At 59.5% G+C, this 23,658-nt stretch carries 24 protein-coding genes; 9 read left to right on the top strand and 15 right to left on the bottom strand.

The window, feature by feature from the left end; translation table 11 throughout:
• From K787_RS0107655 to K787_RS0107640, 4 genes are read right to left on the bottom strand one after another with little or no spacing between them, the layout of a single operon-like run.
• On the bottom strand, positions 1–1,317 hold the full coding sequence (locus K787_RS0107655) for an ATP-binding protein (protein ID WP_022962207.1): 1,317 nt from the start codon (positions 1,315–1,317) through the stop codon (positions 1–3).
• On the bottom strand, positions 1,314–1,985 hold the full coding sequence (locus tag K787_RS0107650; RefSeq protein WP_022962206.1) for a response regulator transcription factor: 672 nt from the start codon (positions 1,983–1,985) through the stop codon (positions 1,314–1,316). Before K787_RS0107650 ends, K787_RS0107655 begins: the two co-directional genes overlap by 4 nt.
• Positions 1,985–2,338, bottom strand: a complete 354-nt coding sequence (locus K787_RS0107645; protein WP_022962205.1) for a PepSY domain-containing protein — start codon at positions 2,336–2,338, stop codon at positions 1,985–1,987. The genes K787_RS0107650 and K787_RS0107645 overlap by 1 nt, the downstream gene beginning before the upstream one ends.
• Complete coding sequence (locus K787_RS0107640; protein WP_022962204.1) at positions 2,322–2,627, bottom strand: PepSY domain-containing protein; 306 nt, start codon at positions 2,625–2,627, stop codon at positions 2,322–2,324. Before K787_RS0107640 ends, K787_RS0107645 begins: the two co-directional genes overlap by 17 nt.
• Positions 2,628–2,734: 107 nt before the next feature.
• Here K787_RS0107640 and K787_RS0107635 point away from each other — a divergent pair, with 107 nt between their 5' ends.
• The 3 genes from K787_RS0107635 to K787_RS0107625 all read left to right on the top strand — a co-directional run bounded on the left by K787_RS0107635 (position 2,735) and on the right by K787_RS0107625 (position 5,286).
• Complete coding sequence (locus K787_RS0107635; RefSeq protein ID WP_022962203.1) at positions 2,735–3,814, top strand: patatin-like phospholipase family protein; 1,080 nt, start codon at positions 2,735–2,737, stop codon at positions 3,812–3,814.
• Between the two features lie 69 nt (positions 3,815–3,883).
• Positions 3,884–4,627, top strand: coding sequence for a CPBP family intramembrane glutamic endopeptidase (locus K787_RS0107630; RefSeq protein WP_028614724.1), 744 nt, complete (start codon positions 3,884–3,886; stop codon positions 4,625–4,627).
• Complete coding sequence (locus tag K787_RS0107625; protein ID WP_022962201.1) at positions 4,627–5,286, top strand: class I SAM-dependent methyltransferase; 660 nt, start codon at positions 4,627–4,629, stop codon at positions 5,284–5,286. Before K787_RS0107630 ends, K787_RS0107625 begins: the two co-directional genes overlap by 1 nt.
• Positions 5,287–5,325: 39 nt before the next feature.
• On the opposite strand, the gene K787_RS0107620 is transcribed toward K787_RS0107625, so the two are convergent.
• The 5 genes from K787_RS0107620 to K787_RS0107600 all read right to left on the bottom strand — a co-directional run bounded on the left by K787_RS0107620 (position 5,326) and on the right by K787_RS0107600 (position 9,063).
• Positions 5,326–5,895: a C40 family peptidase gene (locus K787_RS0107620; protein ID WP_028614723.1), complete on the bottom strand. Its 570-nt coding sequence runs from the start codon at positions 5,893–5,895 to the stop codon at positions 5,326–5,328.
• An 86-nt stretch (positions 5,896–5,981) separates the two neighbouring features.
• Positions 5,982–6,653, bottom strand: coding sequence for a DNA-3-methyladenine glycosylase I (locus tag K787_RS0107615; protein WP_022962199.1), 672 nt, complete (start codon positions 6,651–6,653; stop codon positions 5,982–5,984).
• Positions 6,654–6,692: 39 nt separating this feature from the next.
• Entirely contained in the window at positions 6,693–7,520 is an 828-nt protein-coding gene (gene ttcA, locus K787_RS0107610; RefSeq protein ID WP_022962198.1) for a tRNA 2-thiocytidine(32) synthetase TtcA, read from the bottom strand.
• 121 nt (positions 7,521–7,641) lie between these two features.
• Positions 7,642–8,241, bottom strand: a complete 600-nt coding sequence (locus K787_RS0107605; protein ID WP_028614722.1) for a Yip1 family protein — start codon at positions 8,239–8,241, stop codon at positions 7,642–7,644.
• A gap of 189 nt (positions 8,242–8,430) precedes the next feature.
• Positions 8,431–9,063, bottom strand: coding sequence for a DNA-J related domain-containing protein (locus K787_RS0107600; RefSeq protein ID WP_022962196.1), 633 nt, complete (start codon positions 9,061–9,063; stop codon positions 8,431–8,433).
• Positions 9,064–9,188: 125 nt separating this feature from the next.
• Here K787_RS0107600 and K787_RS0107595 point away from each other — a divergent pair, with 125 nt between their 5' ends.
• Entirely contained in the window at positions 9,189–11,057 is a 1,869-nt protein-coding gene (locus tag K787_RS0107595) for a choice-of-anchor I family protein (protein WP_022962195.1), read from the top strand.
• A gap of 75 nt (positions 11,058–11,132) precedes the next feature.
• Here K787_RS0107595 and ggpS read toward each other — a convergent pair whose 3' ends face one another.
• The gene (ggpS, locus tag K787_RS0107590; protein ID WP_022962194.1) at positions 11,133–13,397 is read right to left on the bottom strand and encodes a glucosylglycerol-phosphate synthase; all 2,265 of its coding nucleotides are present in this window, start codon (positions 13,395–13,397) and stop codon (positions 11,133–11,135) included.
• A complete protein-coding gene (locus K787_RS22525; protein WP_022962193.1) occupies positions 13,381–14,724 on the bottom strand; it encodes an MFS transporter in 1,344 nt (447 codons plus the stop codon). The genes ggpS and K787_RS22525 overlap by 17 nt, the downstream gene beginning before the upstream one ends.
• Positions 14,725–14,956: 232 nt before the next feature.
• Here K787_RS22525 and K787_RS0107580 point away from each other — a divergent pair, with 232 nt between their 5' ends.
• The 3 genes from K787_RS0107580 to K787_RS0107570 all read left to right on the top strand — a co-directional run bounded on the left by K787_RS0107580 (position 14,957) and on the right by K787_RS0107570 (position 16,312).
• The gene (locus K787_RS0107580; protein ID WP_022962192.1) at positions 14,957–15,247 is read left to right on the top strand and encodes a hypothetical protein; all 291 of its coding nucleotides are present in this window, start codon (positions 14,957–14,959) and stop codon (positions 15,245–15,247) included.
• A gap of 41 nt (positions 15,248–15,288) precedes the next feature.
• On the top strand, positions 15,289–15,756 hold the full coding sequence (locus K787_RS0107575; RefSeq protein WP_022962191.1) for a flavodoxin family protein: 468 nt from the start codon (positions 15,289–15,291) through the stop codon (positions 15,754–15,756).
• A 64-nt stretch (positions 15,757–15,820) separates the two neighbouring features.
• Entirely contained in the window at positions 15,821–16,312 is a 492-nt protein-coding gene (locus K787_RS0107570) for a SprT family zinc-dependent metalloprotease (protein WP_028614720.1), read from the top strand.
• A gap of 33 nt (positions 16,313–16,345) precedes the next feature.
• Here K787_RS0107570 and K787_RS0107565 read toward each other — a convergent pair whose 3' ends face one another.
• From K787_RS0107565 to K787_RS0107555, 3 genes are all read right to left on the bottom strand, one after another.
• Complete coding sequence (locus tag K787_RS0107565; protein ID WP_040640888.1) at positions 16,346–17,452, bottom strand: DUF5610 domain-containing protein; 1,107 nt, start codon at positions 17,450–17,452, stop codon at positions 16,346–16,348.
• A 139-nt stretch (positions 17,453–17,591) separates the two neighbouring features.
• The gene (locus K787_RS0107560) at positions 17,592–18,878 is read right to left on the bottom strand and encodes an MgtC/SapB family protein (protein WP_022962188.1); all 1,287 of its coding nucleotides are present in this window, start codon (positions 18,876–18,878) and stop codon (positions 17,592–17,594) included.
• A gap of 73 nt (positions 18,879–18,951) precedes the next feature.
• The gene (locus K787_RS0107555) at positions 18,952–20,139 is read right to left on the bottom strand and encodes a CaiB/BaiF CoA transferase family protein (RefSeq protein ID WP_028614718.1); all 1,188 of its coding nucleotides are present in this window, start codon (positions 20,137–20,139) and stop codon (positions 18,952–18,954) included.
• 166 nt (positions 20,140–20,305) lie between these two features.
• On the opposite strand from K787_RS0107555, the gene K787_RS0107550 reads away from it, so the two are divergent.
• Positions 20,306–21,145: a sulfurtransferase gene (locus tag K787_RS0107550; RefSeq protein ID WP_028614717.1), complete on the top strand. Its 840-nt coding sequence runs from the start codon at positions 20,306–20,308 to the stop codon at positions 21,143–21,145.
• A gap of 21 nt (positions 21,146–21,166) precedes the next feature.
• Here K787_RS0107550 and K787_RS0107545 read toward each other — a convergent pair whose 3' ends face one another.
• On the bottom strand, positions 21,167–21,943 hold the full coding sequence (locus tag K787_RS0107545; protein WP_022962185.1) for a spermine/spermidine synthase domain-containing protein: 777 nt from the start codon (positions 21,941–21,943) through the stop codon (positions 21,167–21,169).
• A 111-nt stretch (positions 21,944–22,054) separates the two neighbouring features.
• On the opposite strand from K787_RS0107545, the gene K787_RS0107540 reads away from it, so the two are divergent.
• Positions 22,055–23,407, top strand: coding sequence for a class II 3-deoxy-7-phosphoheptulonate synthase (locus tag K787_RS0107540; protein WP_022962184.1), 1,353 nt, complete (start codon positions 22,055–22,057; stop codon positions 23,405–23,407).
• Positions 23,408–23,658 lie beyond the last annotated feature (251 nt).

Below are 23,658 nucleotides of genomic sequence, written 5' to 3'. Positions count from 1 at the left end.
TCAGCTCTGCCAGGGCAGCACCACTGTCACTTTCAGGCCACCCAGAGTGGCCTTCCCCAACACCAGCTGGCCCCGGTAGACCTCGACCAGATCGCCAACAATGGCCAGCCCCAAACCCTGGCCATTAACGGTTTGATCCAGCCGCTGGCCGCGGCGCAGGATCCGCTCATGCTCGTCTTCCGAGACCCCAGGACCGTCGTCACTGACGCTCAGCGTCAACGCTTGCTGATCCAGGCTGCATTCAAAGTGCACCTCAGAACCGGCCCATTTGCAGGCGTTATCAAGCAGGTTGCCCAGCAGCTCAAGCATGTCTTCGCGCTCAAAAGGCCAATCCGTAGCGGCCCTGGGGTGCAGGGTGGTCTGCACATGAACCGCTTCGCCGTGAATGCGCTGAAGTGATTCAAGCAGCCAAGGCAGGTCTTCCTTCGCGTTGAAACGCCGCCCGGCCTGGCTTTCCGGCGCCAGCCTGGCGCGCTGCAGGGCGCGTTCCATCTGGGCTCGGATAGCGCCTAGCTGGGTCTCCAGCGCGCGTAACTTTTCATTGGACAAATCCCCTGCCGATTCGCGTAGCAGAGTTTCCAACACCGCCAACGGCGTCTTGAGCGCATGCCCCAGGTCCGCCTGCCCACTACGCGAGCGCTTGATGATCTGTTCGACCTGACGGCCCAGGTGATTGATCTCAGTCACCAGCGGCTGCAGCTCCTCAGGCACCTCTTCACTGAGCTGCAAGCGCTTGCCCACGTGCCACTCGGCCAGTTCCCTGCGGGCGCGCCGTAGAGGGCTTAGAGCGCGCCGCAACAACCACTGCTGCACCAATAGGCTGATCAGAATCGCCAGCACGCCCAACCCCCAGATCAACCAGCGGGTACGATCGAAGGCTTTGAGCAAGGGTAAATAATCGATCGCAACGCTGATCTGTACCGGTTGCTGAAGTAGCTCGTACTGGCCAGACCAGACCAGCAACTGCTGATTATCCGGGCCCGCCACCAGAGTGTTATGCAAGCCTTCAGCATCAAGCGGTAGGCGCGTATCCCACAGTGACCGCGACCGCCAGCGCTCCCCGGCGTCAATCACAAAATAGCGCCCTGAATAGAGCCTTTGATAGTCTGGATCGACGCGGGCGGCATCCAGATACGGGCCGTCAGGGCCCGGCCGCACTGCGCTCAACAGGCTATCGGTCTCGCGCTGCAACACCGTCGTAAGATAACCACGCAGTGCCTGATCGAATAGCCATACACTGCCCTGACCCACCAGCACCACCGTGACCAGCAAGATGGCAATCAAACCCAGGCCCAGTTGTCGGCCAATACTTCTCACTGGCCGACACCACAGAATATATAGCCCTGCCCGCGTCGGGTTTCTATGCTTTGCCTGCCGACCTTGCGCCGTAGGTGGTTGATCTGGACTTCAATCACATTGGAGTCGCGCTCACTTTCGTATTCATACAGGTGTTCGGCCAATCGTGTTTTGGACAGCAGCTGACCGGTGTGCAGCATGAAATAGCGCAACAACTTGAACTCAGTGGCAGACAGCTGCACGCTCGCTAGCCCGGCAGCCGAAACCTGCTGCCGGCTCTCATCCAGGGCCAACCCGCCAGCCCGCAGCAACGTCTGTGGCTCACGCCCATGGCTGCGCCGCAGCAGCGCCTGCACGCGCAGAAGCAGCTCTTCTGGATGGAAGGGTTTAACCAGATAATCATCAGCCCCGGCCCGCAGACCATCCACGCGCTCACTCCAATTGCTGCGTGCAGTGAGTATCAAGACCGGCAGCGCCACCGCCCCGGCCCGCCAGCGGGTCAGTATTTCCAACCCATCCATGCCCGGCAGCCCCAGATCCAGAATGCACAGATCATAAGGCTCCTGCTCGCCGAGAATCAGCGCATCACGGCCATCCGTGCGCCAGTCCACCGCATAACCCGCGTCCTTGAGCACAGCACACAGACTGTCCGCCAGCTCGACGCTGTCTTCCACCAATAACAGACGCATCAATCGTCCTCGTCAACATCCAGCAGTTTGCCTGTCACCGCATCGTATTCCAGCTCCAGCACGCGACGCGTCTCTGTCACGATCTCCAGCTCATACACGTAGCGTCCGTCATCCCACTCCAACTCCGCCTCGAGAAAGCGCCCAGGGAAACGCTCGAGCGCATCGTCGATAAATGTCTGTAACGGCTGAATCACCCCCTGCTCAACCAGATACAGGGCTTCATCCTGGTCAATATCTCGACCTGCATAGGAAGAAGCACTCCAGCCAATCAGTAGCGCTATCAGCGGCCAACACAAAAAGCCGCACGAGGCGGCTTTCTGGTAGGGCACATGAAGATCAGCTGTCTTTTTCATTCTTGAGAATTTCAGCATTGGTCGCATCCATATCAATATCCCATTCAGCACCTTGCGCGTCGCGGATTTCAATCTTGTAAATATAGCGGCCATACTCCTGTTCCAACTCAGTATCAGTAATGGTGCCAGCGCGCGCTTCCAGCGCCTTCTCATTGAGCTTTTCGAAGGACTGAATGGTACCAGCCTGAATCAGCGCTTGAGCCTCGTCGATACGTACATCGTCAGCCAGAACAGCGGCGCTACCCAGGGTCAGAACAGCAGCGCAGGACATTGCGATAAGATTTTTCATACTATAGATCTCCGTTGTTTGAGTACGCTTGTATCCTATAGCGCCAAGCTGAAGCCAAACTTAAAAACGGAAACCGCTATAGCAACCGGTTGCATCAAGGATAACGTATGACTGCCATACACATTGCATCGCCCGCACTGGAACTGCGCGCTGGTCATCAGGCACTGGTGCATATCCGTGAACACGGGTTGCTGCCCGCCGACGTACATATGATACCCGGGGCGGCCGGGGGGCCCAAAGCGTTAGGTATCCAAGGCCTGGATCTGGCCCTGTTCGGTGATTGGCTGCCGCGCACGCCACAACCACGCAGCTTGATTGGAGCATCAATAGGGAGTTGGCGCTTCGCCAGTGCCTGCTTGCCTGACCCGGTTGCCGGCCTGCGTAAACTAGGTGAGCTCTATACCGCCATGCAGTTTGCCAAGGGCGTTAACATGGCGCAGATCAGTCAGCGTTGCGGCGCCATGCTCGATGAGCTGTTGGGCGACCAGACGCAAAGCATCCTCGGCAACCCTCAGTATCATCTGAATGTGATGGTGGTCAAAAGCCTGGGTCTATTGCAACACGATACGCGCTCACGATTGAGTATGGGTCTTGGTGGCGTCATAGGGGCCAACTTGCTGGGCCGTCGTCATCTGAAACGCTATTTCGAGCGTGTCATCCTGCACGACCCGCGCCTGCGCCCGCCATTGGCCGAACTACTGGATTTCCCCAGTGCCCACGTGACGCTCAATGCCAGCAACCTGCGCGCGGCATTGATGGCCTCTGGCGCCATCCCCTGGGTAATGCAAGGGGTCCGTGACATACCTGGCGCGAGCACAGGTATGTACCGTGATGGCGGGCTGCTGGACTACCACCTTGACCTGCCCTACCAGGCGCCCGGCGTAGTCCTCTACCCGCATTTTCTCAACCGGGTCGTACCTGGCTGGTTTGACAAGGGCCTGCCCTGGCGGCGCGGCAATCTCGAACAGCTGAAAAACGTATTGCTGTTGTCCCCGTCGCGCGATTATCTGGCAAAATTGCCCTTTGGCAAGCTACCCGATCGGCGGGATTACTCGCGTTTTGTTGGCGATGATGCCAGCAGGCAGCGCTACTGGCGCACCGCCATGGCCGAAAGCCAACGCTTGGGTGATGAGTTTCTTCAACTGGCAGACTCGGGACGGCTCCATGAACACATCAAACCGCTCTAATCCGTCAGGCCGTCCCCTCGCAGACCCAGTTGCCAGCGCCGTTAGCATTAACCACGCCGACCTGACTGCATGATCCGCCACCTCGCGCTACCCAGAGATAGCCGGCATGCATTGGATGATGCGCTGATCCTCGCGCGTCTGGCGATTGCCTATGCGCTGCTGGCGCTATTCAGCCATCATGCCGCCGCACAACTGATGCACTGGAGCGGCATTCGCTGGCATATCGATACCCAATTCCTGTTGCTGGATGCCCTGTTTGCCGGTCTGGTCATCCTTGGCAGCCTGGTGATTGGCTGGTTGCTGACACCCCGCGAGCCTTGGCCTTGGCTGTTCGGTCGGGGGCTATCCGGGCCGGGCCTGGTGTTGGCCGGATTGGCCGCGTCAGGCCTGGTTCTGGGCGCCGACCCACTGGCCGGGTGGCTGGACATTCGGCTGCCCAGCGCGCTGGAAGCCGAATCGCCTCGCCTGCCACAAGCTATTACCCCGCTATTGGATCTGCCCAGGCCACGGCTGCTCGCCGGCTTGTTTATCGCCATTCTCTGGGTACCACTGGCCGAAGAGATCGTCTTTCGTGGTTGGCTATTCAAGGCGCTGCAACGCACCCGCCCGGGCGTATGGCTGGCACTGCCAGTCACAACTTTTATCTTCGCCATGATGCACAGCTTTTACAGCCCCGGCGGCGTGCTGATCATCGCGTTGCTCGGTGCGCTACTTGGCTGGTTGCGTTGGCGCTATGACCAGCTCGCCCTGTGCGTAATTACCCACGCCCTGTATAACGGCCTAACCCTGTTGCTTGTTGCCCTGGATTACTGATGACTGATCTCACCGCTAGCTCACAACATGACTGCCCACTGTGTGCTACCCCCTCAGCCGGGTTCCATGACGACGGCAAACGGCCTTATTTCCAGTGCCCTTGCTGTGATCTGGTGCATGTTCCGCGCGCTTGGCAACTGGACAGTAAAGAGGAAAAGGCCGTCTATGACCAACATGAAAATCATGTTCAGGACCCAGGCTACCGAGCCTTTCTGGCGCGCCTGGCCGAGCCGCTGCTTGAACGCTTAGCCGCCCGCAGTCACGGCCTTGATTTTGGTTGTGGCCCAGGCCCTGCTCTGGCCGCGATGCTGCGCGAACAGGGCCATCAGGTTGCCCTATACGATCTGTATTACGCCCCGCACGAAGAAGTATTCAAGCAACAGTGGGATTTCATAACCGCGACCGAAGTGGTCGAGCACCTGGGCCAGCCCAGGGTAGAGCTTGAGCGCCTGTGGCAGTGCCTGAAGATCGGCGGCTGGCTAGCCATAATGACCAAACGGGTAACCAGCCCACAGGCCTTTACCACTTGGCATTACAAGAATGACCCAACGCACATCAGCTTTTTCAGCGCAAGCACCTTCCATTGGCTAGCCGCGCATTGGCAGGCCGAGCTGAACATAGTCGCCAATGACGTAGTGATATTCCGCAAACAGGTCTAGGTAGGCAAAGAATGGCTGCTTGTGGCAGTTGGGGCTGGATTACTTGAGTACGCGGCGGGCGCCGGTGTAAGTACGTTGCCAGAAATTACTCTGCATATCGTCGACCCGGACTTTGCCGCCGCTGCTGGGCGCATGCAGAAAGCGACCGTCACCGACATAAATACCCGCATGATCGACCCGCTTGCCGCCGTTCATCGCAAACAGCACCAGATCCCCCGGCTGCAGTGAGCCCACCGGCGGATTTTTCGCTGCCAGCGCATTCAGGCCTGCAGTGGTCCGCGGTAAAGACATGCCCACCGCCTGCTGATACACATATTTGATCAGACCGCTGCAATCAAACCCGGTCTCCGGGCTGCTGCCACCATAGCGGTATGGCGTACCGACCAGACCAATGGCGTGGAACACAATATCCTCATTCACCGGCGGCAGCGTGCGTACCGAGGGGGCATGGGTGGAATAGGTTTTGGAGGGTGAAACTGTGCGGGAAACGGAAGTGGATGCGGATCTCGCTGCCGGGGCGTGCATGCCCTCTGAGCCCTGCCTGGGCGCGCTGGAGCAACCTGCCAGCAAGGCAAGCAACACCACAGAAATGAGCACGCGAACCTGCATAGGAGTTACCAGCCAGTGTGACAATGCTTGAACCTTGCCGTGCAAGCCCATGATAGTCAAGTTATTTACACCAACAACCGGCATATTCAATGATTGCTGGTGCTGGCTAACATGACTGACAACTGGCACATCGGCCGGCCGCTTTGCTCATGCAGAACATTGAAATAGGCCTGGGTCGCGGCCAGATCGCGCTGGCTGGTTGGTGTTTTTTCGACAATTTTCTGCGCCTTCAGCGCCGCTGCCACGTCATCGGTGACCACAAATGTATCTTTGCCGATCATGCGTAAAAAACGCGGCGCAGAGAGTCCGCCAAGCTGATTGCCGTGTTTGCTCAGGCGCCGCCAAAGTCCAGTGATCTCGGTTACCGGCCAGTCTGCAATCAGGTTGCCGACACTGCCGTGCTCGGCCCGGATATCCAATAACATCTGCGCGTTGCGCGGCACACTGCGCAGTTTGCCCAAATGTCGAATCAAGCGCGCGTCCTGCATCAACCGTTCAATATGCTCGCCCCCCATCAGCACTACTTTATCGGGATCAAAACCAAAGAAGGCTTCCTCGAAAGCAGGCCACTTGGCATCCACCAGGCTATGCTTCAAACCGGCGCGAAAAACCCGCAGAGCCAGGGTGGAAAGGTAGCGGTCGTCCGTGATGTTGCGCAGTTCTTCCGAGCTGCGCGGCTGCGGCAACCGGGCTTCCAAAGCCGCAGCAGAGCCAAAGCGATTCAGGCAGAACTCGTGTAACCAGCGATAGTCGCGCATCTTGGCTCCTGGCCGGGTCAGTTCTGGGTCAATCAAGGGTCATCCCAGGTTCATTAACGAAAACAGCCGGGGCGTCGCCGAGTCATCAACCCGCAAACCGGCGAAATCAAACAGCTGAGTATCCGCCAGCTGGGACGGGTGCACATGGCGTAAGGAGCGGAAGATACTCTCGATCCGCCCCGGGTTTTCCTGCTCCCAGCCCTGCAGCATTTGTTTGATCACCTTGCGCTGGAGATTTTCCTGCGAGCCGCACAGATTGCAAGGAATGATCGGGAATGCCTGCATCCGGGCATAGGCGGCGATGTCTTTCTCATTGCAATAGGCCAACGGCCTGATTACCACGTTACGGCCATCATCGGAGCGCAATTTAGGCGGCATGGCTTTGAGACTGCCACCGTGGAACATATTGAGGAAAAAGGTTTCGACGATGTCATCGCGATGGTGCCCGAGCGCCAATCGATTTGCGCCGATCTCGTCGGCATAGGTATATAAATTACCCCGGCGCAGGCGTGAGCACAGCGAGCAAGTGGTCTTGCCTTCAGGCACTTTCTCCATGACGATCGAGTAAGTGTCACGTTCCAGGATGTGGTATTCCACCCCCAACGCCTGCAGATAGGCGGGCAGCACCTCCTCGGGAAAACCCGGCTGCTTTTGATCAAGGTTAACCGCCACCAGGTCAAAACGGATGGGCGCGACTTTCTGCAGGTGCAGCAGCATGTCCAGCATGGTGTAACTGTCTTTGCCGCCGGACAGGCAGACCATCACCTTGTCGCCGTCTTCGATCATGTTGTAATCGGTTACCGCTTCAGCCGTCTGGCGGCGCAGGCGCTTTTGCAGCTTGTTCTGGTTAACACTCATGCTGGCCATAGCAACTCCGGCGAGAAAAACCGCTATTTTAGCCGGAAATGGCTGCGCTAAAAAACAAAACCCCCTGCCGATCTTTCAACCGGCAAGGGGCTTTGACACACCAAAGGGTTAGCGGGCGTCGCTAGCGGACGTAAATAGGACCAACGCCCATCCCCCAGAAAATAACCGACGTAGCGATCATCGCGACCAGGACCACCAGGCCCACAGCAAGGATCGAACTGGAGAACATAAAGCCCTCCTCAGGGGGAATATCCATAAAAATGGGAATGCCCTGGTACAGCAGGTAAACGGTGTAGCAGATCGCCGCAGTACCCACCAGCATACCCAGCCATAGGCTTGGATACAGTGCAGCGATGCCAGCAATAAACAGCGGTGTAGCCGTGTACGCGGCGAAAACAATGCAATCACTTAGCGAGGGGCTGGAGTCGTAGGTGCGGGCCATCCAGTGAATGAAGGCCCCCATCACCGCCACGCCTGCCAGCATGGCCAGATAAGACAGCACCGTCATGGACAGGGCGCTGGCTGTGGTCAGCTTGACCGCCTCGGTAGTGCCGATTGCCCAACCGATTTGCGTGGTGCCGATATAAGCAGACACTGCCGGAATAGCAGCAAGGAACAGCACATGAGTGAGATACATGTGGCCTATGGTTTCTTCTTCACCCTTGATCTCTTTCCATTCCTGATCAGGATGGGTGAACAGCCCCACTACGTGATGAATCATGGTCATTTCTCCGGAATTATTATTCATTCCCGCTATCCTGGCATTGCTCAACACCCATAAAGGCGTGACGATAAAAGAGCGACGCCGGCAGCGGGTGTCTGGGTGCGACGTTTTGCCACATTCCCTTGGCTTCGACTATAGACAAGTTTGCAGGCCAAGTGCGCCAATCTCTTAGAGCAATTGGCGACTTCAATACCTTCCGTAATAGCGTTGGAGTATTAATAAAGCCGCGTTTATCGATTGCACCTGCCCAGTATCACCCCCGCGGTCAGGGTGATGCTCACTGACCAGAGCCCGGTAGCGTTGCTTTATCTGCCGCGCAGTCACCGGCTCGGCAACGCCAAACAGCGCAAGCGCCTCGTCCACCTCATCACGAGCCACGGCAAAGGGGCCCTGACGGTAGCCCTGGAGCAAGCGCTCGACGTCTTCGCTATGCGTGCTGGCCCACTGCGCCCAATCCAGATAATAGCTGCGCAACGGATCAGGCAACCGTACACCCTCTGGCCCGCTTTGACGCCGCAGCAAGCGAATACGCATGGCATGCACCTCAAGCTCCTGCTGCTGTGCAAGCAGCCGATCAGATAACCGATAGAGCGCATGGAACAGCAGAAAATGCGTCTGGAATAACTGTAGCGGGTCACGCAGGGCGTCTGGTGCGGCAAACAGCGAATCGGGAAAGGCCTGCGCCAGCGCCCGAATCAGCGAAAACTCATCAAGGCCTGCGGGATGCTCCGCCAGGGTGGCCTGCACAAATAGCTCGAAGCCATCCGGCAGCAAATCGTCAGGTAATAATCGGCTCATGCCGACAGTGTAATCCATCATGGCAGTCCACCCCAGCCGTCGCCGCGCACAACCGGGCATCACAAAAACGACATCAAAACGCCATCAACCTGTCATGACAAGCCCCTATCAATGTCACCACCTGAAATAAAATCAAGGACTTTGATATGAACAAATGGGTACTTACCGCCACAGCAGCGGCACTACTGGCCGCCATGGCCGGCTGTAACTCGGGCAGCAGCAGCGACGATGCCGACGAGCCGACCCCCCCCTCCCCACCCCCGGTAGCCACCCCGCAAAGCCTTTCACTGAGTCTGCTGGGTCGCCACAGCGCCGGCGAGTTTGGCGTCAGCGCCGCAGAAATCCCGGCCTTTGACCCGGTCAACCAGCAGATTTTCGTGGTTAACGCCCTCAGCGGCGCGGTGGATATCATCGACGCCCGCGACCTGGCGAACCCTGTGCTCATCGACACGCTAACCGCTGACGACATCGCCCCAGGCGCCGTAGTCAACAGCATCGCCTACCGCGACGGGCTGTTGGCCGTGGCCATCGAGGCCAGCCCCAAGACCAGCCCCGGCTTTGCGGCGATCTATGACGCCACCAGCCTTGAGCGTCTGAGCCTGACCCAGGTCGGCGCCCAGCCAGACATGCTCACCTTTACCCCCGACGGTCGCTATCTGCTGGTTGCCAACGAAGGCGAGCCTAGTGACAACTATGCCGTCGACCCCGAAGGCTCGGTCACGGTGATTCAACTTGATGGCAGCAACATTACCCGTATCGATACCGCCCGCTTCAGCGCCTTTAACAGCCAGAAGCAGGCGCTGATCGACAGCGGCGTGCGCATTTTTGGCCCCAACGCCACTGTTGCCCAGGATATGGAGCCGGAATACATCACCGTTTCCGCCGACAACACCACCGCCTGGGTCGCCCTGCAGGAAAACAACGCCCTGGCCAAGCTGGATATCGCCAGCGCAAGCTTTACCGACATTATGCCCCTGGGCTACAAGGATCATGGTGTAGCGGGCAACGGCATCGACGCCAGTGACACCGATGGCGTGATCGATATCCGCACCTGGCAGGGCGTCGTCGGCATGTACCATCCTGACAGCATTAGCAGCTACAGCGTTGCTGGCGAGACCTACATCGTCACCGCCAACGAGGGTGATGCACGCGCCTGGGGTGAGGACAATCAGGCCTACTGGGACGGTGATGCCAGCCAGGGTTTTGTCGAGGAAATCCGCCTTAAGCATCTGGTGCACCGCAACGGCTTCAACCGCCGCGTCGGCGATGACATGCCGCCGCAGCTCAATGCTCTGGCCGCTGGCGCCCTGCTCAACCCGGACGTATTCGGCTACTGCGGCGCCCTTGCGGGTGAACCCGGTGACTGCCGTGCAGACGACGTGCTCGGACGCCTGACCGTCAGTTGGGTGGATGGCTATCGCAAGGACGAGGACGGCAACCCAGTCATGTTCGACACCAACGGCAACCCTAATCCTGCCGGAGATCGTCTGATGTATGACCAGATCTTCGCCTTTGGTGCCCGCTCCTTTGCCATCTGGGACGAGGACGGCAATCTGGTCTGGGACTCCGCCGACCAGATCGAACAGTTCATCGCCAGCGACGCCTGCATGGCCGGCGCCGAGCGCGACATTCCCTGCAAGGATTTCTTTAACTCCAACCATTCTGACGGAAATGGCTTCGACAACCGCAGCGACAACAAAGGCCCCGAGCCAGAAGGTGTTGCCCTAGGTCAGCTCGGCGACAAGACCTTTGCCTTTATTGGTCTGGAGCGCATGGGCGGCATCATGACCTATGACATCAGCAACCCCGCGGCACCGGTATTCGTCGACTACATCAACACCCGCGAGGACTTCATGCTCGACCCGGAAACCAACCTGGTAGCGGTAGGTGACCTGGGGCCGGAGGGCATTGTCTTCGTTCCCGCCGCTCAGTCACCCAACGGTGAGGCGCTGGTGATCGTTGGCAACGAAGTCAGCGGTACTACCGTCATTTATCAGATAGACCAGCAACTGTAAGACATTCGCGTGCACTGCCCCCTGCGCTGCCGCCTTGGCAGCGCAGGACTTGCCGCCCCCTCACCTTATCCCCTGTCAGGCGTTCTGCGCCAAAAACGCCTCACCCTCCTGCCGGCTATCCCTGACCGCCTGCAAGAACTCATCACCCCAACGCTTGATATCGTTGTATTGCACAACACCAAACATCTCACGCACCCGCGCTTCGCGTTCGGCCTTGCCCAGGGTCAACCCCAGGTACAGCGTATCGCGCAAATCATGCGGATCATGCGGATTGGTCAGCAGTGCACCGTGTAGCTCCGCAGCCGCGCCAGCAAACTCGGACAGCACCAGCACTCCGCGGCCCTTACATAACCCCTGGGTGGCCACATACTCCTTGGCGACCAGATTCAGACCGTCACGCAGCGGGGTAATCCACATCACGTCGGCCATCAGGTAATAAGCAATCAGGTCTCGGAATGGAAAGGCCCGGTAAAAGAACTGTATCGGTGACCAGCCAACCCGCGAGAAGCGCCCGTTAATGCGGCCAACCGCCTGCTCGATCTGGCTGAGCAGGGTCTCGTAGATGGTCATTTCCCGCGCCGCCGGCACACAGATGGTCAACAGCGACACCTTGCCGATCAACTCGGGGTGCGCGTCCAGCAACGCCTCAAACGCCAGCAGCTTGGCCAGAATGCCCTTGGTGTAATCCAAGCGTTCAACCGAGAGCACCACCCGCAGACCTTTCAGTTGTTCGCGTAATTCCTGCATCTGCGCCTGGCACTCCGGCTCGTCGATCACGTGTTCGACACGGCCTACGTCAAGCCCTACCGGATGCGCTCCCAGGCCGATATGCCGGCCGTGTACTGCCATGGTCCGGGTCATGTTATCCAACCCCACCGCGCAACCGTAGGTGAGAAAGCGTGGCGCGCAGTCCTGGGTCTCCAGCACCTGCACTGGCGCCACCCCACGCACCACATCAACGAAGTTCTCCGACTGTCGGGGTATATGAAAACCGATGTAATCACACTGCAACAGGCTGCCGATGATCTGCCGGCGCCAGGGCAACACGTTGAACACGTCGGCAGAGGGGAAATAGGTATGGTGGAAAAACGCGATAGTCAGATCCGGCCGCAATGGTCGCAGGAACCCCGGCACCATCCACAGATTGTAATCGTGTAGCCAGACCACCGCCCCCTCCGCAGCCTCGGCCGCAGTGCGCTCAGCGAACAGGCGGTTAACCTTGATAAACACCTCCCAATCCTCCTCACGAAAGATCGCCCGTTCCCAGAAGGTATGCAAAGTAGGCCAGAACGCCTCCTTGGAGAAACGCTTGTAGAACACATCGACTTGCTCCTTGGTCAGCGCCACGCGGGCCGCCACCAGGTTCGGATAACGCACCTCATCAACCTTGGTATGCACTTCGAATACCCGGCCCTGACGCGGATCGTGAATCGACCAAGCGACCCAGGAGCCCTTTTGCTCACCGGCAAAAAAACTCATCAGTGTCGGCAGAATGCCGTTCGGCGAGGTATGTGGCCGGCGCACCAGCTGCCCGTTCTCTAGCGCTTCTTCGTAGGGCAGGCGGTGATAGACCATCACCAGATCAGCCTTGCCCTTGATACTCAGCTCAGGCAGTTCGGATGACACCCCGCGCGGCCCAAGAAAACCAAAATGCCCAAAGGCTTCAAGAATGCCGCCACAGCCGCTCAGCCGCGCGTGCAGCACCTTGGCGCGGTCTGCCGTGGCATCAAGCAGGGCCGTTTCGGACTCGCCAACACACACACCCTTGAAACCCTGCTCGTACATCGACAGATCATTCAAGGTATCGCCGGCGACCAGTACTTCCTCTTCGCACACCTGCAGATGCTCGATCAAGCGGCGCAGGGTGGTGCCCTTGTTGACCCCGGCAGGCAGGCAATCCAGATACATATCGGCGGAATACAGCAGGTCACAACCCAGCGACTCAACTGCGTGGCGGACCGCATCGGTCACCGCCCCCGCCGCACAAAAATACGAGCAGCGGCGCTGTTGCGGCACCGTTTGCCGCTCCAGCCCCTCGAATTCAGCCATGCGCGCCGCCACCACCTGTTCACCCGGCCAGGTGGATTCGATCTCGCTCTGCAGCGGATACACCGCCTGCAGGCTATGCCCATCGACCAGCGTCGCTCCGACGTCGCAGATAATATAATCCGGGCGCGGTATTGCAGGGTCGGAGAGCAGCGGCACCACCACCTCCAGCCCGCGCCCGGTAACGAACACCAGGCGAATATCCGGATGCGCATCGATCAGTTGGTACAAGCGCTGCCGGTTATCGGGGTCACCCCCGAGAAAGGTTCCGTCAAGGTCAGTGGCCAGAATCATCGGCGTTACTCCTGTTGACTGTCGAGTGGGTAGTGGCATCGCTGTCATTGGGTGGCGGCGATACATCGTTTGCGGCATTGATTGGTTCATCGGTAGATAAACCGGTTTCCGCATCCTCAAGCATCATTTCCAGCACTGCCGGCGAGGTGCGGACCATCGGAATAAAGTGTGCAGCGCCATCGACGATGCGGTCTTTGCCCAGCCGCGACTGCTGCAGAGCGTAAAGCCCGCACAGCCCGAACATCAGCATAAAGAACAGCGGCAAGGCCATGGGCGCCGTCATGCCCATCAACCAACCCGCCAGCGCCGGACCTACTGCAGCGCCAATGCCGTGCAGCATCAGCAACGAGGCATTGCCGGAGAGAATGTCCTCGTGATGCAGGTGGTCAATCAAGTGGGCGACCGCCGCCGGGTAGACCGCGAAAGCGCCACCGCCGAATACCGCAGCGGCCACCAACAGCCACTGACCCAAAGGGCCGAACAGTGCCATCAGTAGCCCGCCTGCTGCCGCTATACCGGCAATAATGGCCAGGGCCAGGCGGCGATCAACCCGGTCAGAGAGCATGCCCATCGGCCATTGAAACAGCGCGCCAGCGACAATCACCAAAGAGACAAACCCGGCAATCTGGCCAGTATCCATGCCCATACGCCCGGCATACACGGCGCCAAGCCCCCAAAAACCGCCCATCGCCAGACCTGACAGCGTAGACGCTGCGCAGGCTACCGGAGCGGCCCGCCATAGGCGCTTGAGTGACAATCCGGGGGTATCGCTAATCACCGGCTGATTTAGCCGCGTAGCGGCGACCGGCATCAAGGCGACAATAATCAGAATAGCGGCCAACGCAAACAAGCTGAAGCCCATGGGGCTATCCAGCCGCAGCAACTGCTGCGCCAGCGCCAGCGCGCCCAGGTTGACCGCCATATAGACCGCAAAGACCTGACCGCGACGGTCCGGAGGCGCCTGGGTATTCAGCCAACTTTCAATGACCGTATAAATGCCCACCAATGCGGTACCGGTCAGCACCCGCAGCAGCAGCCACACCCCGGCATCCACGAACAGTACATGAACCAGCACCGAGGCCGCCGCGGCCGCCGCAAAAAAAGCGAACGCGCGCACATGGCCCATGCGCCGGATCAGCTTGGGGCATAGCCAGGTGCCGAGGATAAACCCAACAAAATACGCCGAGCCCAAAAGGCCCAGAGTCTGGTCAGCAAAGCCCTCGCCACTACCGCGCAGGGCAAGCAAGGTATTCAGTAAACCGGTACCCAGCAAGAGCAAGCCGATACCGGTTAACAGCGCTGCTATAGGCAGCAAAATGATCATCATGGAGCCGAATCCTTATGGGTTGCTATCGGTTCCAGACAGGGCGGGTGCAAAGTAGAACTGATGGTCGAAGCCGACCAAAAAAGCAGGTATTTCTGACTGTTATAGAAAAACCATACCCCATCGAGCCGGCAGCTACCAGCCACAATCGGTTTAACAACACTTCAACGCGGCCGCTTTCAGGCGTTACACTGGCCGCAACCTCAACCGCCCCATCTGCATTACGGACCCCGCCATGCCCAGCCCGAAAAATGTCGCTCGCCGCCTGTTTTCACCCTTGCTAAGCCCGCTTGAAGGCGGCGACCAGGCCTACACCTATACACCCCGAGCGCGACTTATTCTCTGGGTCGTCGGCCTGCTATTTCTCGGGCTGGCCAGCGCTCTGGCGATCTTCATGCCGAAAGATATCGATATCGCGGTGTTCATTCCTATCTGCATCTTTGGTCTGGTCGGGCTTTTCGCCATCATCGTTGCCTGGCTCGGCAGCGAGCGCGCTATCGCTAAGGTCTGGGGCAATCGCAAATAGCAATCACGAGCAGCACATCCAGCAGCGTCAGGGAGAACAACATGCCCAACAAGCAACTACTGATCGTGGCCCACGCCCCTTCGGACAATACCCGCCGCCTGGTTAACGCCGTGATCGAAGGTGCCAGCCACCCGGATATTCAGGGCGTGACTGTAACGTGGAAGCCGCCGCTGGAGGCGCAGCCCGAAGATGTACTGCAAGCCGACGCGATTATTCTCGGCACCACCGAGAATCTGGGCTACATGAGCGGCGCGCTGAAGGATTTTTTTGACCGCTGCTACTATCCGGTACTTGAGGAAAAGCAGGGCCTGCCCTGCGCCTTGTATATCCGCGCTGGCCTGGACGGCACCGGCACCCGCCGCGCCGTGCAATCCATCGTGACCGGTTTGCGTTGGCAATGGGCGCAGGAGCCGGTGGTCTTCAAAGGCGATTGGCAGGATCTGTTTATCGATCAGGCGCAGGAACTGGGGCTGACCATGGCGGCAGGGCTTGAGGCCGGCATTTTCTGACCAACAATAGGCGTTACAGCCCCTTACCCGGTTTCTCCCTCAGCCTGTCGCGCTTTATACTGCGCTGATGGATAAACTCATGGCGCGCCTCGAATATTGCTACCAACTGGCGGAAACCCGCTTCAATCGCCGGTTTCCGCGCCCGCGTGTGGATCTTGATCTGCGCGGCCAGCGTGCCGGGGTGGCCTACCTTGGGCGTAATCTGTTGCGCTTCAATGGGCAAATGTACCGTGATCATAGCGATGACTTTCTACTGCAGACCGTACCCCACGAAGCCGCCCATCTGATCGCCGATCAGCTATTCGGCGCGCGTATTCGCCCCCACGGCGTGGAATGGCAAAGCATCATGACCGAGCTGTTTGAACTGCCGGCGCAGCGCTGCCACGACTACCCGGTTAAACGCCGCGGCACCCGCTATTACTACCGCTGCGGCTGTCCGGCGGAGGTGCACTTCACACCGCAACGGCATGCCTGGGTGCAGCGCGGCCGGCAGTATCAATGCCGGCGTTGCGGCAACCTGCTGCATTTTACCGGCCAGCAGGCCTTTCATAGCTGAGTTGCCGGATCTCTGACGCCGGATATTGAAGGATTACTCGCTGGTTTTTGCCTGCTCTGCAGGTTGTTCAACCTGCCCCTTAAGCCCTTCGAGCAATAAGTCATTCAGACTCATGGCCTTATCCAGACGGCCTTGATCAAAGCGCTCATCCATGGCAAAACCACCTTTGAGCAGATCACGCAGCAGATCGCTGGGTGATGAGGTCAATTCATTCGACTGCCGCATTGCCTCCAGCAAACCCGCAGCGTAATCGCGTAAGTCACTGTTGACGGCACTCGACGGTGTATCCTGGCCAGCGACCCGCCCGTAGGTTTCGCTCACCTGGCGCATGCTGGTCTGGGTCAGGTTCAACGACATGGAGGCCAACTGACTGCCATCCAGATTGAGTTCCAGAGCACGGTCAAAGGCGCCCGCATAATCGCCTGAATAAAACGCGTCTGCGAGTTCCTGAACCTGGCCGAGCAATGCGTTCAGCGCCTCGCGCTCCTGATCATTCAGATCGCCCTCGATATCGACCTGCCAACCCCCCACCTGAATACGCTCACCCTGCACTCGGTTGCCGCCAGTATCCACCTGGCTGTTGCTCATGCTCGCAGAGGCCTGAGCAACGCTGATCCGCAGCTTGTCGCCCTCACGGGTAGTCACAGACAGATCAAAGGTCTGGGACTGGGCCTCAAGGCGGCTGGCATTAGCCGACAGCGCCGGTGTTTGCTCTGCGGGCTGGGGCAGCAGGCGCTCGGCTATATCCGCCAGACCGGACTGAATCAGATCGTAAGTCTGGTCGATATCCGCAGCGATATTGCCCGCCAGCACGCCCATACCGTCGAGAATCTTGCGCGCCTCTTTGAAACCCTGCTCCACGCCCTTGGCGGCCTGGTCATACATTTTCTGTAACTGAGTAGTGTCGGCACCTGACGCTTTCTGCGACTCGAGCCGCCCACCAATAAAACCGAGGATGCGTTCCGCCACCTTGGCCGGCGCAAAGTCATCGGCCTTACCGTTCAAGCTGCCCTTGTCCAGCCCCAGCCGTTCTGCCAACCGGTTGGCCAGCGTTTGCTGGGGATCAAGACGCGGCATGCCATTGGCCGCTGATGCGTTCTGCCGCACCATGCCTGGCGTGATGGAATTGAATTGAGTCATGGCCATAGCTCTCCCGTTAATGGTTACCCACTGCAAGGATCTACGGGTAATGAGTGGTTATCGGCCAGCTGCAGAAAAACCGCAGGGCCGCTGGTCGGATGCTGCGCCGGCGCAGCATCCGCCAAGGCTCAGTAGTTGATTAGATCCACAACCAGCCAGTGGCTCCGGCAGCCACCGCCAGCAGCAGAATGCTGCTGGCCCAGCGCGCCAGCGACCAGCCACCAACGAATAGCACAATGCCCGCCTTGACCAGGGTATTGGTCAGCGAGGCCAGCAAAATCCCGCGCGCAGCCACCGTATCGGCAAGGCCATCGTTCGCCTGGTTCGCCAGGGCCAGGGTGATGGCGTCTACATCGGCAATACCCGAGAGGATCGCCAGCCCGTAGACGCCCTTGTCTCCGAACCAGTCCTGCGCCGCATTCGACATCACGAATACCGCCGCCAGGGCTGCCGCGATAAGCAACGCCGACTTCAACTCCAGCGGATTACTCATGACCGGCTGGTGTTCAACCTCACCGCCCTTGAAGCGCCACAGAATCACACCCATCGCGACCAGCGGAATAGCTCCCAGCAACAGCATGCCGGGCAACAGCGGCATGAACAGATCACGATTGACTATCGCCACCTCGGCCAGCACGCGTGGCGCCATGGTTCCGCAGGCCAGCGCGATCCCGGCGCCCAGCAATGCCTGGCGCCGCCTATCCCTGGCCGACATCCGCGAGAAACTCAGCGTCAGTGCCGTGCTCGATGCCAGCCCACCCAGAAAAGCGGTCAGCGTCAGGCCCACCCGATCACCGAGAATACGCACCGCGAAATAGCCAATAAAACCGATTCCTGCCACCAACAGGACCAGCCAGCCGATCACCCGTGGATTAAGGCTGTCCCATGGGCCCATCGCCTCGTTCGGCAACAACGGCAGCACCACCAGCATGATTACCAGTAGCTGTAGCGAGGCGGTCAATTCATGCCGGGACAGCTTGCGCAATGCCCCGTGAATCTCCTGTTTGAAACCCAGCAACACCGCTACCGCCACCGCCGCGATCACCGCCTCAAGCGGCATGCCCAGTACCGCCATCGCACCCAGGGCACAGGCCAGTAGCGCGGCCACCTCGGTGGTCGCACCTATATCACCGGTAGCGCGAACCGTTTGCAGATAACCCACCACCAGCATCACCGCAACGCCAAGCAACACAGCCGGCAGTACCCAGACCGAGCCAGCAGTACTCAACCTGGCAGCAACACCACCAAGCAAGCCGAGCAACGCAAAGGTGCGAATGCCGGTGACAGCCATCCCTTCCTCAACCTTGCTGCCAGCCGCTCTTTCGCGCCCGTTATTCTGATTCTGCCAGCCGCGCTCAAAACCAATGATCAGGCCAACCGCCATAGCCACCAGCAGTCCCGGGATCTCGCCAGCGTATTCCGTCATCAATGCCTTTCCTTGCTACCATGCGTTTGCCAGAACATAGCACAGGCCGGCCGCCTGACTCCCGCCGCTACAGCTATAAACTGATCGCGCCAGCCGCGCGCAGCCCTTCTATCTGCGCCTCACTCAACCCCAGGCCGCGCAGTACCTGTAGAGTGTCTTCCCCCACTTGTTTGCCTATATGCCTGGGCGCGGCCAGGCCACTGCCAAACATAATCGGGCAGGCCATCTGCTGCTGGCTGCGGTCAGTACCCGGCAAGGGTACCGGCTGTACCAGGCCACGCGCGCGCAATTGCGGATGTTCAACCGCTTCGGACAGGTTCAACACCGGCTCCACGCAGGCGTCTATGCCGGAAAACCGCTCCTGCCAATGGGCAAAATCTTCGCCGGCGAAAGCCTGCGTCAGCGTCTCTTTTACCAGCGCGCGATCAGCCATTAACGGCGACAAACCCTTTGCTGCCAGCTCCGGGCAGCCCAACAGGGCGCAAAGCTGCTGCATAAACTGGGGTTCCAGACTGCCCACCGCCATCCAGCGGCCGTCCCGCGTCTGGTAGTAATCGTAAAAGCTTCCACCGTTCAGCAGCGTCGACTCCAGCGCCGGCTCCTCGCCAGCCGCCAGGCAGGCCGCACCCGCCATCGCATTCAGGCTGAACACGCAGTCAGTCATGCTGATGTCCACATGCTGCCCCTCGCCGGTCTGCTGCCGGTGAATCACTGCTGCCAGCAAACCGGCCACCGCATGCAGCGAGCCTCCCGCCACATCCGCCACTTGCACGCCTGGTGGCACCGGCCCGCTGGCGCGCCGGCCGGTATAGCTGGCCAACCCGGACAACGCCAGATAATTGATGTCGTGACCGGCTCTATCCCGGTAGGGGCCGGTCTGACCATACCCGCTGATAGAGACATAAATCAGCTGCGGATTCACCGCCTTGAGCGCCTCGTAACCCACGCCCAACTTGTCCATCACGCCGGGGCGAAACTGCTCGATAACAATATCGTACTCAGCGATCAGTCCCCGCACGATGGCCTGCGCCTCCGGCGTCTTGAGATTCAGGCCGATGGAATCCTTGTTGCGGTTCAGATAAGCATGGCTAGTCGACACCCCATCCACATGCGGTGGCAGCATACGCACCATGTCCGCCCGCCCAGGCGACTCGACCCGTAGCACCTCGGCGCCCATATCGGCGAGCATCAATGAGGCAAAGGGGCCGGGCAGCAGCGTGGAAAAATCCAGCACCTTCAGTGAGTTCAGCGGGCCAGACATAATCGCTCCCTGTTGTTGGTAGAGTGTTGTCGGTAGAGTGCTGCCAGCATAGCCAGCCTGGCCGGATACGCCAGAGGACAGGTCCGCCAGAGTCGGGACCAACTCGCTTTTCCCCGGCATGCTGGGTCGCTACACTGCAAGATCACCTGCCTTCGGGAGACAGACCATGTCCCAGCTTATCGATGTTCACACCTTGGCTGGTTTGCTTGATACGCCACAGCTGTGCCTGCTCGACACCCGCTTCTCTCTCGACCATCCGCAACAGGGCCGCTTCGACTTCGCCGCCGGGCATATTCCCGGTGCGCGCTACCTGCACCTGGACGACGATCTGTCTGCCAGAGTCGTCCCCGGCACCACCGGGCGCCACCCACTGCCCGCACCAGGGGTACTCCAAGCCCGCCTGCAGCGTGCAGGGCTGAACAACGCCGATCAGGTGGTAGTCTATGACGACGGCGCAGGGCTGTTCGCTGCCCGCCTATGGTGGTTACTGCGCTGGCTAGGCCATACCCAGGTCAAGGTGCTAGACGGTGGTTTGCAAGCCTGGATCCAGGCGGGCCTGCCCATCAGCCAGGAAACGCCGCGCCCGATCGCCGAGGGCAACTTTAGCGGCCAACCGGACAACAGCAAGCTGATAGAGGCCGCAGAAATCATGCAGCGCCTTGACGACCCTGCAATGCAATTGCTTGACGCCCGTGGCCCGGCGCGCTTTCGCGGTGAAGTAGAACCCCTGGACCCAGTCGCCGGGCATATCCCTGGCGCGGTCAACCTGCCCTGCGCAGACAACGTCGGCGCCGACGGGCATTGGTTGAGTCCGCAACAACTGGCAGAGCGCTTCGCGCCCTTGAGCCGCAGCGAACAAGAACGGGTGGTGTATTGCGGCTCAGGCGTGACCGCCTGCCACACCATTCTTGCCGCAATCGAGGCCGGGCTGCCAGAACCCAGGTTGTACGCCGGTTCCTGGAGCGAATGGATTACCGACCCGCAGCGGCCCGTCGCCCGCGGCTGAGCCTATCCCAGGTTCTCGTGATCAGGACTCAATAGCAGGCGCTTCGCTCGCCCGGCGTAGCGCCTCGATGTAGGGCCGCAGTGAATAGCCCAAGCGCGGTTCCAGATCATCAGCCCAATTGCGCAACGCCAGTTTTTCCAGAAACAACTGCCCGCTGGCCGGTATGAACAGCAGAATATTGCCCTCTTCCACCGGCACCTGCAGATACTTGTCGCCAAACAACTGCTCCAACATGCGCCCCGCATAAGGGTTGCCCGTGGTACCCAACTGCCATTGATTAATCACCAGCAGCCCGCCGGGCCGCAGCGCCCGGTGGCAACGCTGGAAGAACTCGGCCTGCAGTTGTAATCGCGAAATACCGCCTTCCATATACAAGTCAACAAACAGCAAATCACAACTGGCCGGCGCGTCCTTAATATACTGCTCGGCACAGCCTATCTTGATCTCCAGCCGCGGATCTTCGCTCAACCCCAGCCATTTGCGCCCCGCATCCACGACTGCCGGGCGCAACTCCACAGCGGTCAAGCGCTGCGGCTCGAAATGCTTCAGCAGGCAGTTGGTCAGGCTGCCGCCGCCCAGACCTAGCAAGGTCACCTGTCGCGGCTTGCTCTGCCAATACAGCGCCAGCAACATAGCCCGCGTGTAGTCGTACTCCAACCACGCCGGGTCCGCCTCAAAGCAGCAACTTTGCTCGGTTTGCTCGCCAAAATACAAAAAGCGATAACCCTCCGTCTCGGTCACACGTAGTACGCCATAGTCGTCGCGGATAGCTTCGAGCAGGCTCTCTTCTTTACTCATCGAAAAAGGCCTCAAAGCGCTTAAAACACGCTTGAAAAAAGGGATGGGCTGTCTGAATGTCATGACTCAGAGTACCATTGGAGCACTTCAACACCCAATTCAAGAGATCCCATGACCGCACCTTGGACCCCCGATAGCTGGCGCAGCAAGCCCGTCATTCAACAGCCTGCATATGCTGATGCCAACGCTCTGGCACAAGTAGAGCGCACGCTGGCCAGCTATCCGCCACTGGTATTTGCCGGCGAAGCGCGCGAATTGCGCCGCCAGTTTGCCGAAGTCACCCAGGGCCGCGCCTTCCTGCTACAAGGCGGCGATTGCGCCGAAAGCTTCGCCGAGTTCTCTGCACCCAAAATTCGCGACACCTTCAAGGTACTGCTGCAAATGGCCGTGGTCATGACCTTTGCCGCCAGTTGCCCGGTGGTCAAAGTCGGGCGCATGGCCGGGCAGTTCGCCAAGCCCCGCTCCGCCGATGATGAAACCCAGGGTGACCTGACCCTGCCCGCCTACCGCGGCGACATCATCAACAATATCGCTTTCGAAGCCGCTGGCCGTACGCCCGATCCACAACGCCTGCTGATGGCCTACCATCAGGCCACCGCCACCCTCAACCTGCTGCGCGCCTTTGCCTCCGGCGGCTTCGCTAGCCTGGACAAGGTCCACCAGTGGAACCTGGACTTCATCGCCAACTCCGCCACCAGCCACCGCTTTGAGCATCTAGCCAGCCGCATCGACGAAAGCCTGGCCTTTATGCGCGCCTGCGGCGTCGACCTGGAACACAGCGCGCAACTGCGTGAAACGGCCTTCTTCACCGCCCATGAAGCGCTGCTGCTGAACTACGAACAGGCCTTCACGCGCCAGGACAGCCTCACCGGCGAATGGTACGACTGCTCCGCGCACATGCTCTGGATCGGCGACCGTACCCGCCAGCCCGGCGGCGCCCACGTAGAATTCATGCGCGGCATCAACAACCCCATCGGCGTCAAAACCGGCCCCACCACCGATCCAGACGAATTACTGCGGCTGATCGACGTACTCAACCCAGAGAACGACCCCGGCCGCCTGAACCTGATCGTGCGCATGGGCGCTGACAAAGTCGAAGCGCATATGCCGCAGCTGGTGCGCGCCATCGAGCGCGAAGGCAAACAGGTGCTCTGGAGCTCCGACCCCATGCACGGCAACACCATCAAAGCCTCCAGCGGCTACAAAACCCGCGACTTCGCCAGCATTCTCAAGGAAGTGGAACAGTTCTTCGCCGTGCACCAGGCAGAAGGCACCTGGGCCGGCGGCATCCATATCGAAATGACCGGCCAGAACGTCACCGAATGCATCGGCGGCGCCACCCCAGTAACCGAAGCCGGATTGTCCGACCGCTACCACACCCACTGTGATCCGCGGCTGAATGCGGACCAGTCGCTGGAGTTAGCGTTTATGATTGCTGAGACGTTGAAGAAGGCGCGACGGTAGGTAATTGAGGACGGGCTAGGTACATCTAACCAGAGTCCGCTTGGATTCCCGCCTGCGCGGGAATGACGAGAGTGTGTATATGGCCAGATGCGTTTCTACCAAGGCTGTGTAGATACATCGCAACCCCAACCTCCCAAACCACTTCCCACTTAACTCGTCATTCCCGCGCAGGCGGGAATGACGGGAGGTATGGGCCAGCGATTGTTTGAACTGGGGGCGTGGGAATAGGCGAAGGACACCCCACCCCAAAA

The sequence above is a fragment of the Halopseudomonas pelagia CL-AP6 genome, assembly GCF_000410875.1.
Lineage (GTDB): Bacteria > Pseudomonadota > Gammaproteobacteria > Pseudomonadales > Pseudomonadaceae > Halopseudomonas > Halopseudomonas pelagia.
The sequence above is the reverse complement of the archived record's forward strand: the minus strand, read 5'-3'. Positions and strand labels throughout refer to the sequence as shown.

Bases quoted from the DNA above. Each gene is read 5' to 3' on its own strand.
- K787_RS0107560 (WP_022962188.1), bottom strand. From the start codon at position 18,878: ATGACGGAATACGCTGGCGAGATCCCGGGACTGCTGGTGGCTATGGCG.
- K787_RS0107640 (WP_022962204.1), bottom strand. From the start codon at position 2,627: ATGAAAAATCTTATCGCAATGTCCTGCGCTGCTGTTCTGACCCTGGGT.
- K787_RS0107595 (WP_022962195.1), top strand. From the start codon at position 9,189: ATGAACAAATGGGTACTTACCGCCACAGCAGCGGCACTACTGGCCGCC.
- K787_RS0107545 (WP_022962185.1), bottom strand. From the start codon at position 21,943: ATGAGTAAAGAAGAGAGCCTGCTCGAAGCTATCCGCGACGACTATGGC.
- K787_RS0107580 (WP_022962192.1), top strand. From the start codon at position 14,957: ATGCCCAGCCCGAAAAATGTCGCTCGCCGCCTGTTTTCACCCTTGCTA.
- K787_RS0107540 (WP_022962184.1), top strand. From the start codon at position 22,055: ATGACCGCACCTTGGACCCCCGATAGCTGGCGCAGCAAGCCCGTCATT.
- K787_RS0107625 (WP_022962201.1), top strand. From the start codon at position 4,627: ATGACTGATCTCACCGCTAGCTCACAACATGACTGCCCACTGTGTGCT.
- K787_RS0107650 (WP_022962206.1), bottom strand. From the start codon at position 1,985: ATGCGTCTGTTATTGGTGGAAGACAGCGTCGAGCTGGCGGACAGTCTG.
- K787_RS0107620 (WP_028614723.1), bottom strand. From the start codon at position 5,895: ATGCAGGTTCGCGTGCTCATTTCTGTGGTGTTGCTTGCCTTGCTGGCA.
- K787_RS0107565 (WP_040640888.1), bottom strand. From the start codon at position 17,452: ATGACTCAATTCAATTCCATCACGCCAGGCATGGTGCGGCAGAACGCA.
- K787_RS0107630 (WP_028614724.1), top strand. From the start codon at position 3,884: ATGATCCGCCACCTCGCGCTACCCAGAGATAGCCGGCATGCATTGGAT.
- K787_RS0107635 (WP_022962203.1), top strand. From the start codon at position 2,735: ATGACTGCCATACACATTGCATCGCCCGCACTGGAACTGCGCGCTGGT.
- K787_RS0107550 (WP_028614717.1), top strand. From the start codon at position 20,306: ATGTCCCAGCTTATCGATGTTCACACCTTGGCTGGTTTGCTTGATACG.
- K787_RS22525 (WP_022962193.1), bottom strand. From the start codon at position 14,724: ATGATGATCATTTTGCTGCCTATAGCAGCGCTGTTAACCGGTATCGGC.
- K787_RS0107575 (WP_022962191.1), top strand. From the start codon at position 15,289: ATGCCCAACAAGCAACTACTGATCGTGGCCCACGCCCCTTCGGACAAT.
- ttcA (WP_022962198.1), bottom strand. From the start codon at position 7,520: ATGGCCAGCATGAGTGTTAACCAGAACAAGCTGCAAAAGCGCCTGCGC.
- K787_RS0107615 (WP_022962199.1), bottom strand. From the start codon at position 6,653: ATGCGCGACTATCGCTGGTTACACGAGTTCTGCCTGAATCGCTTTGGC.
- K787_RS0107555 (WP_028614718.1), bottom strand. From the start codon at position 20,139: ATGTCTGGCCCGCTGAACTCACTGAAGGTGCTGGATTTTTCCACGCTG.
- K787_RS0107600 (WP_022962196.1), bottom strand. From the start codon at position 9,063: ATGATGGATTACACTGTCGGCATGAGCCGATTATTACCTGACGATTTG.
- K787_RS0107605 (WP_028614722.1), bottom strand. From the start codon at position 8,241: ATGATTCATCACGTAGTGGGGCTGTTCACCCATCCTGATCAGGAATGG.
- K787_RS0107645 (WP_022962205.1), bottom strand. From the start codon at position 2,338: ATGAAAAAGACAGCTGATCTTCATGTGCCCTACCAGAAAGCCGCCTCG.
- ggpS (WP_022962194.1), bottom strand. From the start codon at position 13,397: ATGATTCTGGCCACTGACCTTGACGGAACCTTTCTCGGGGGTGACCCC.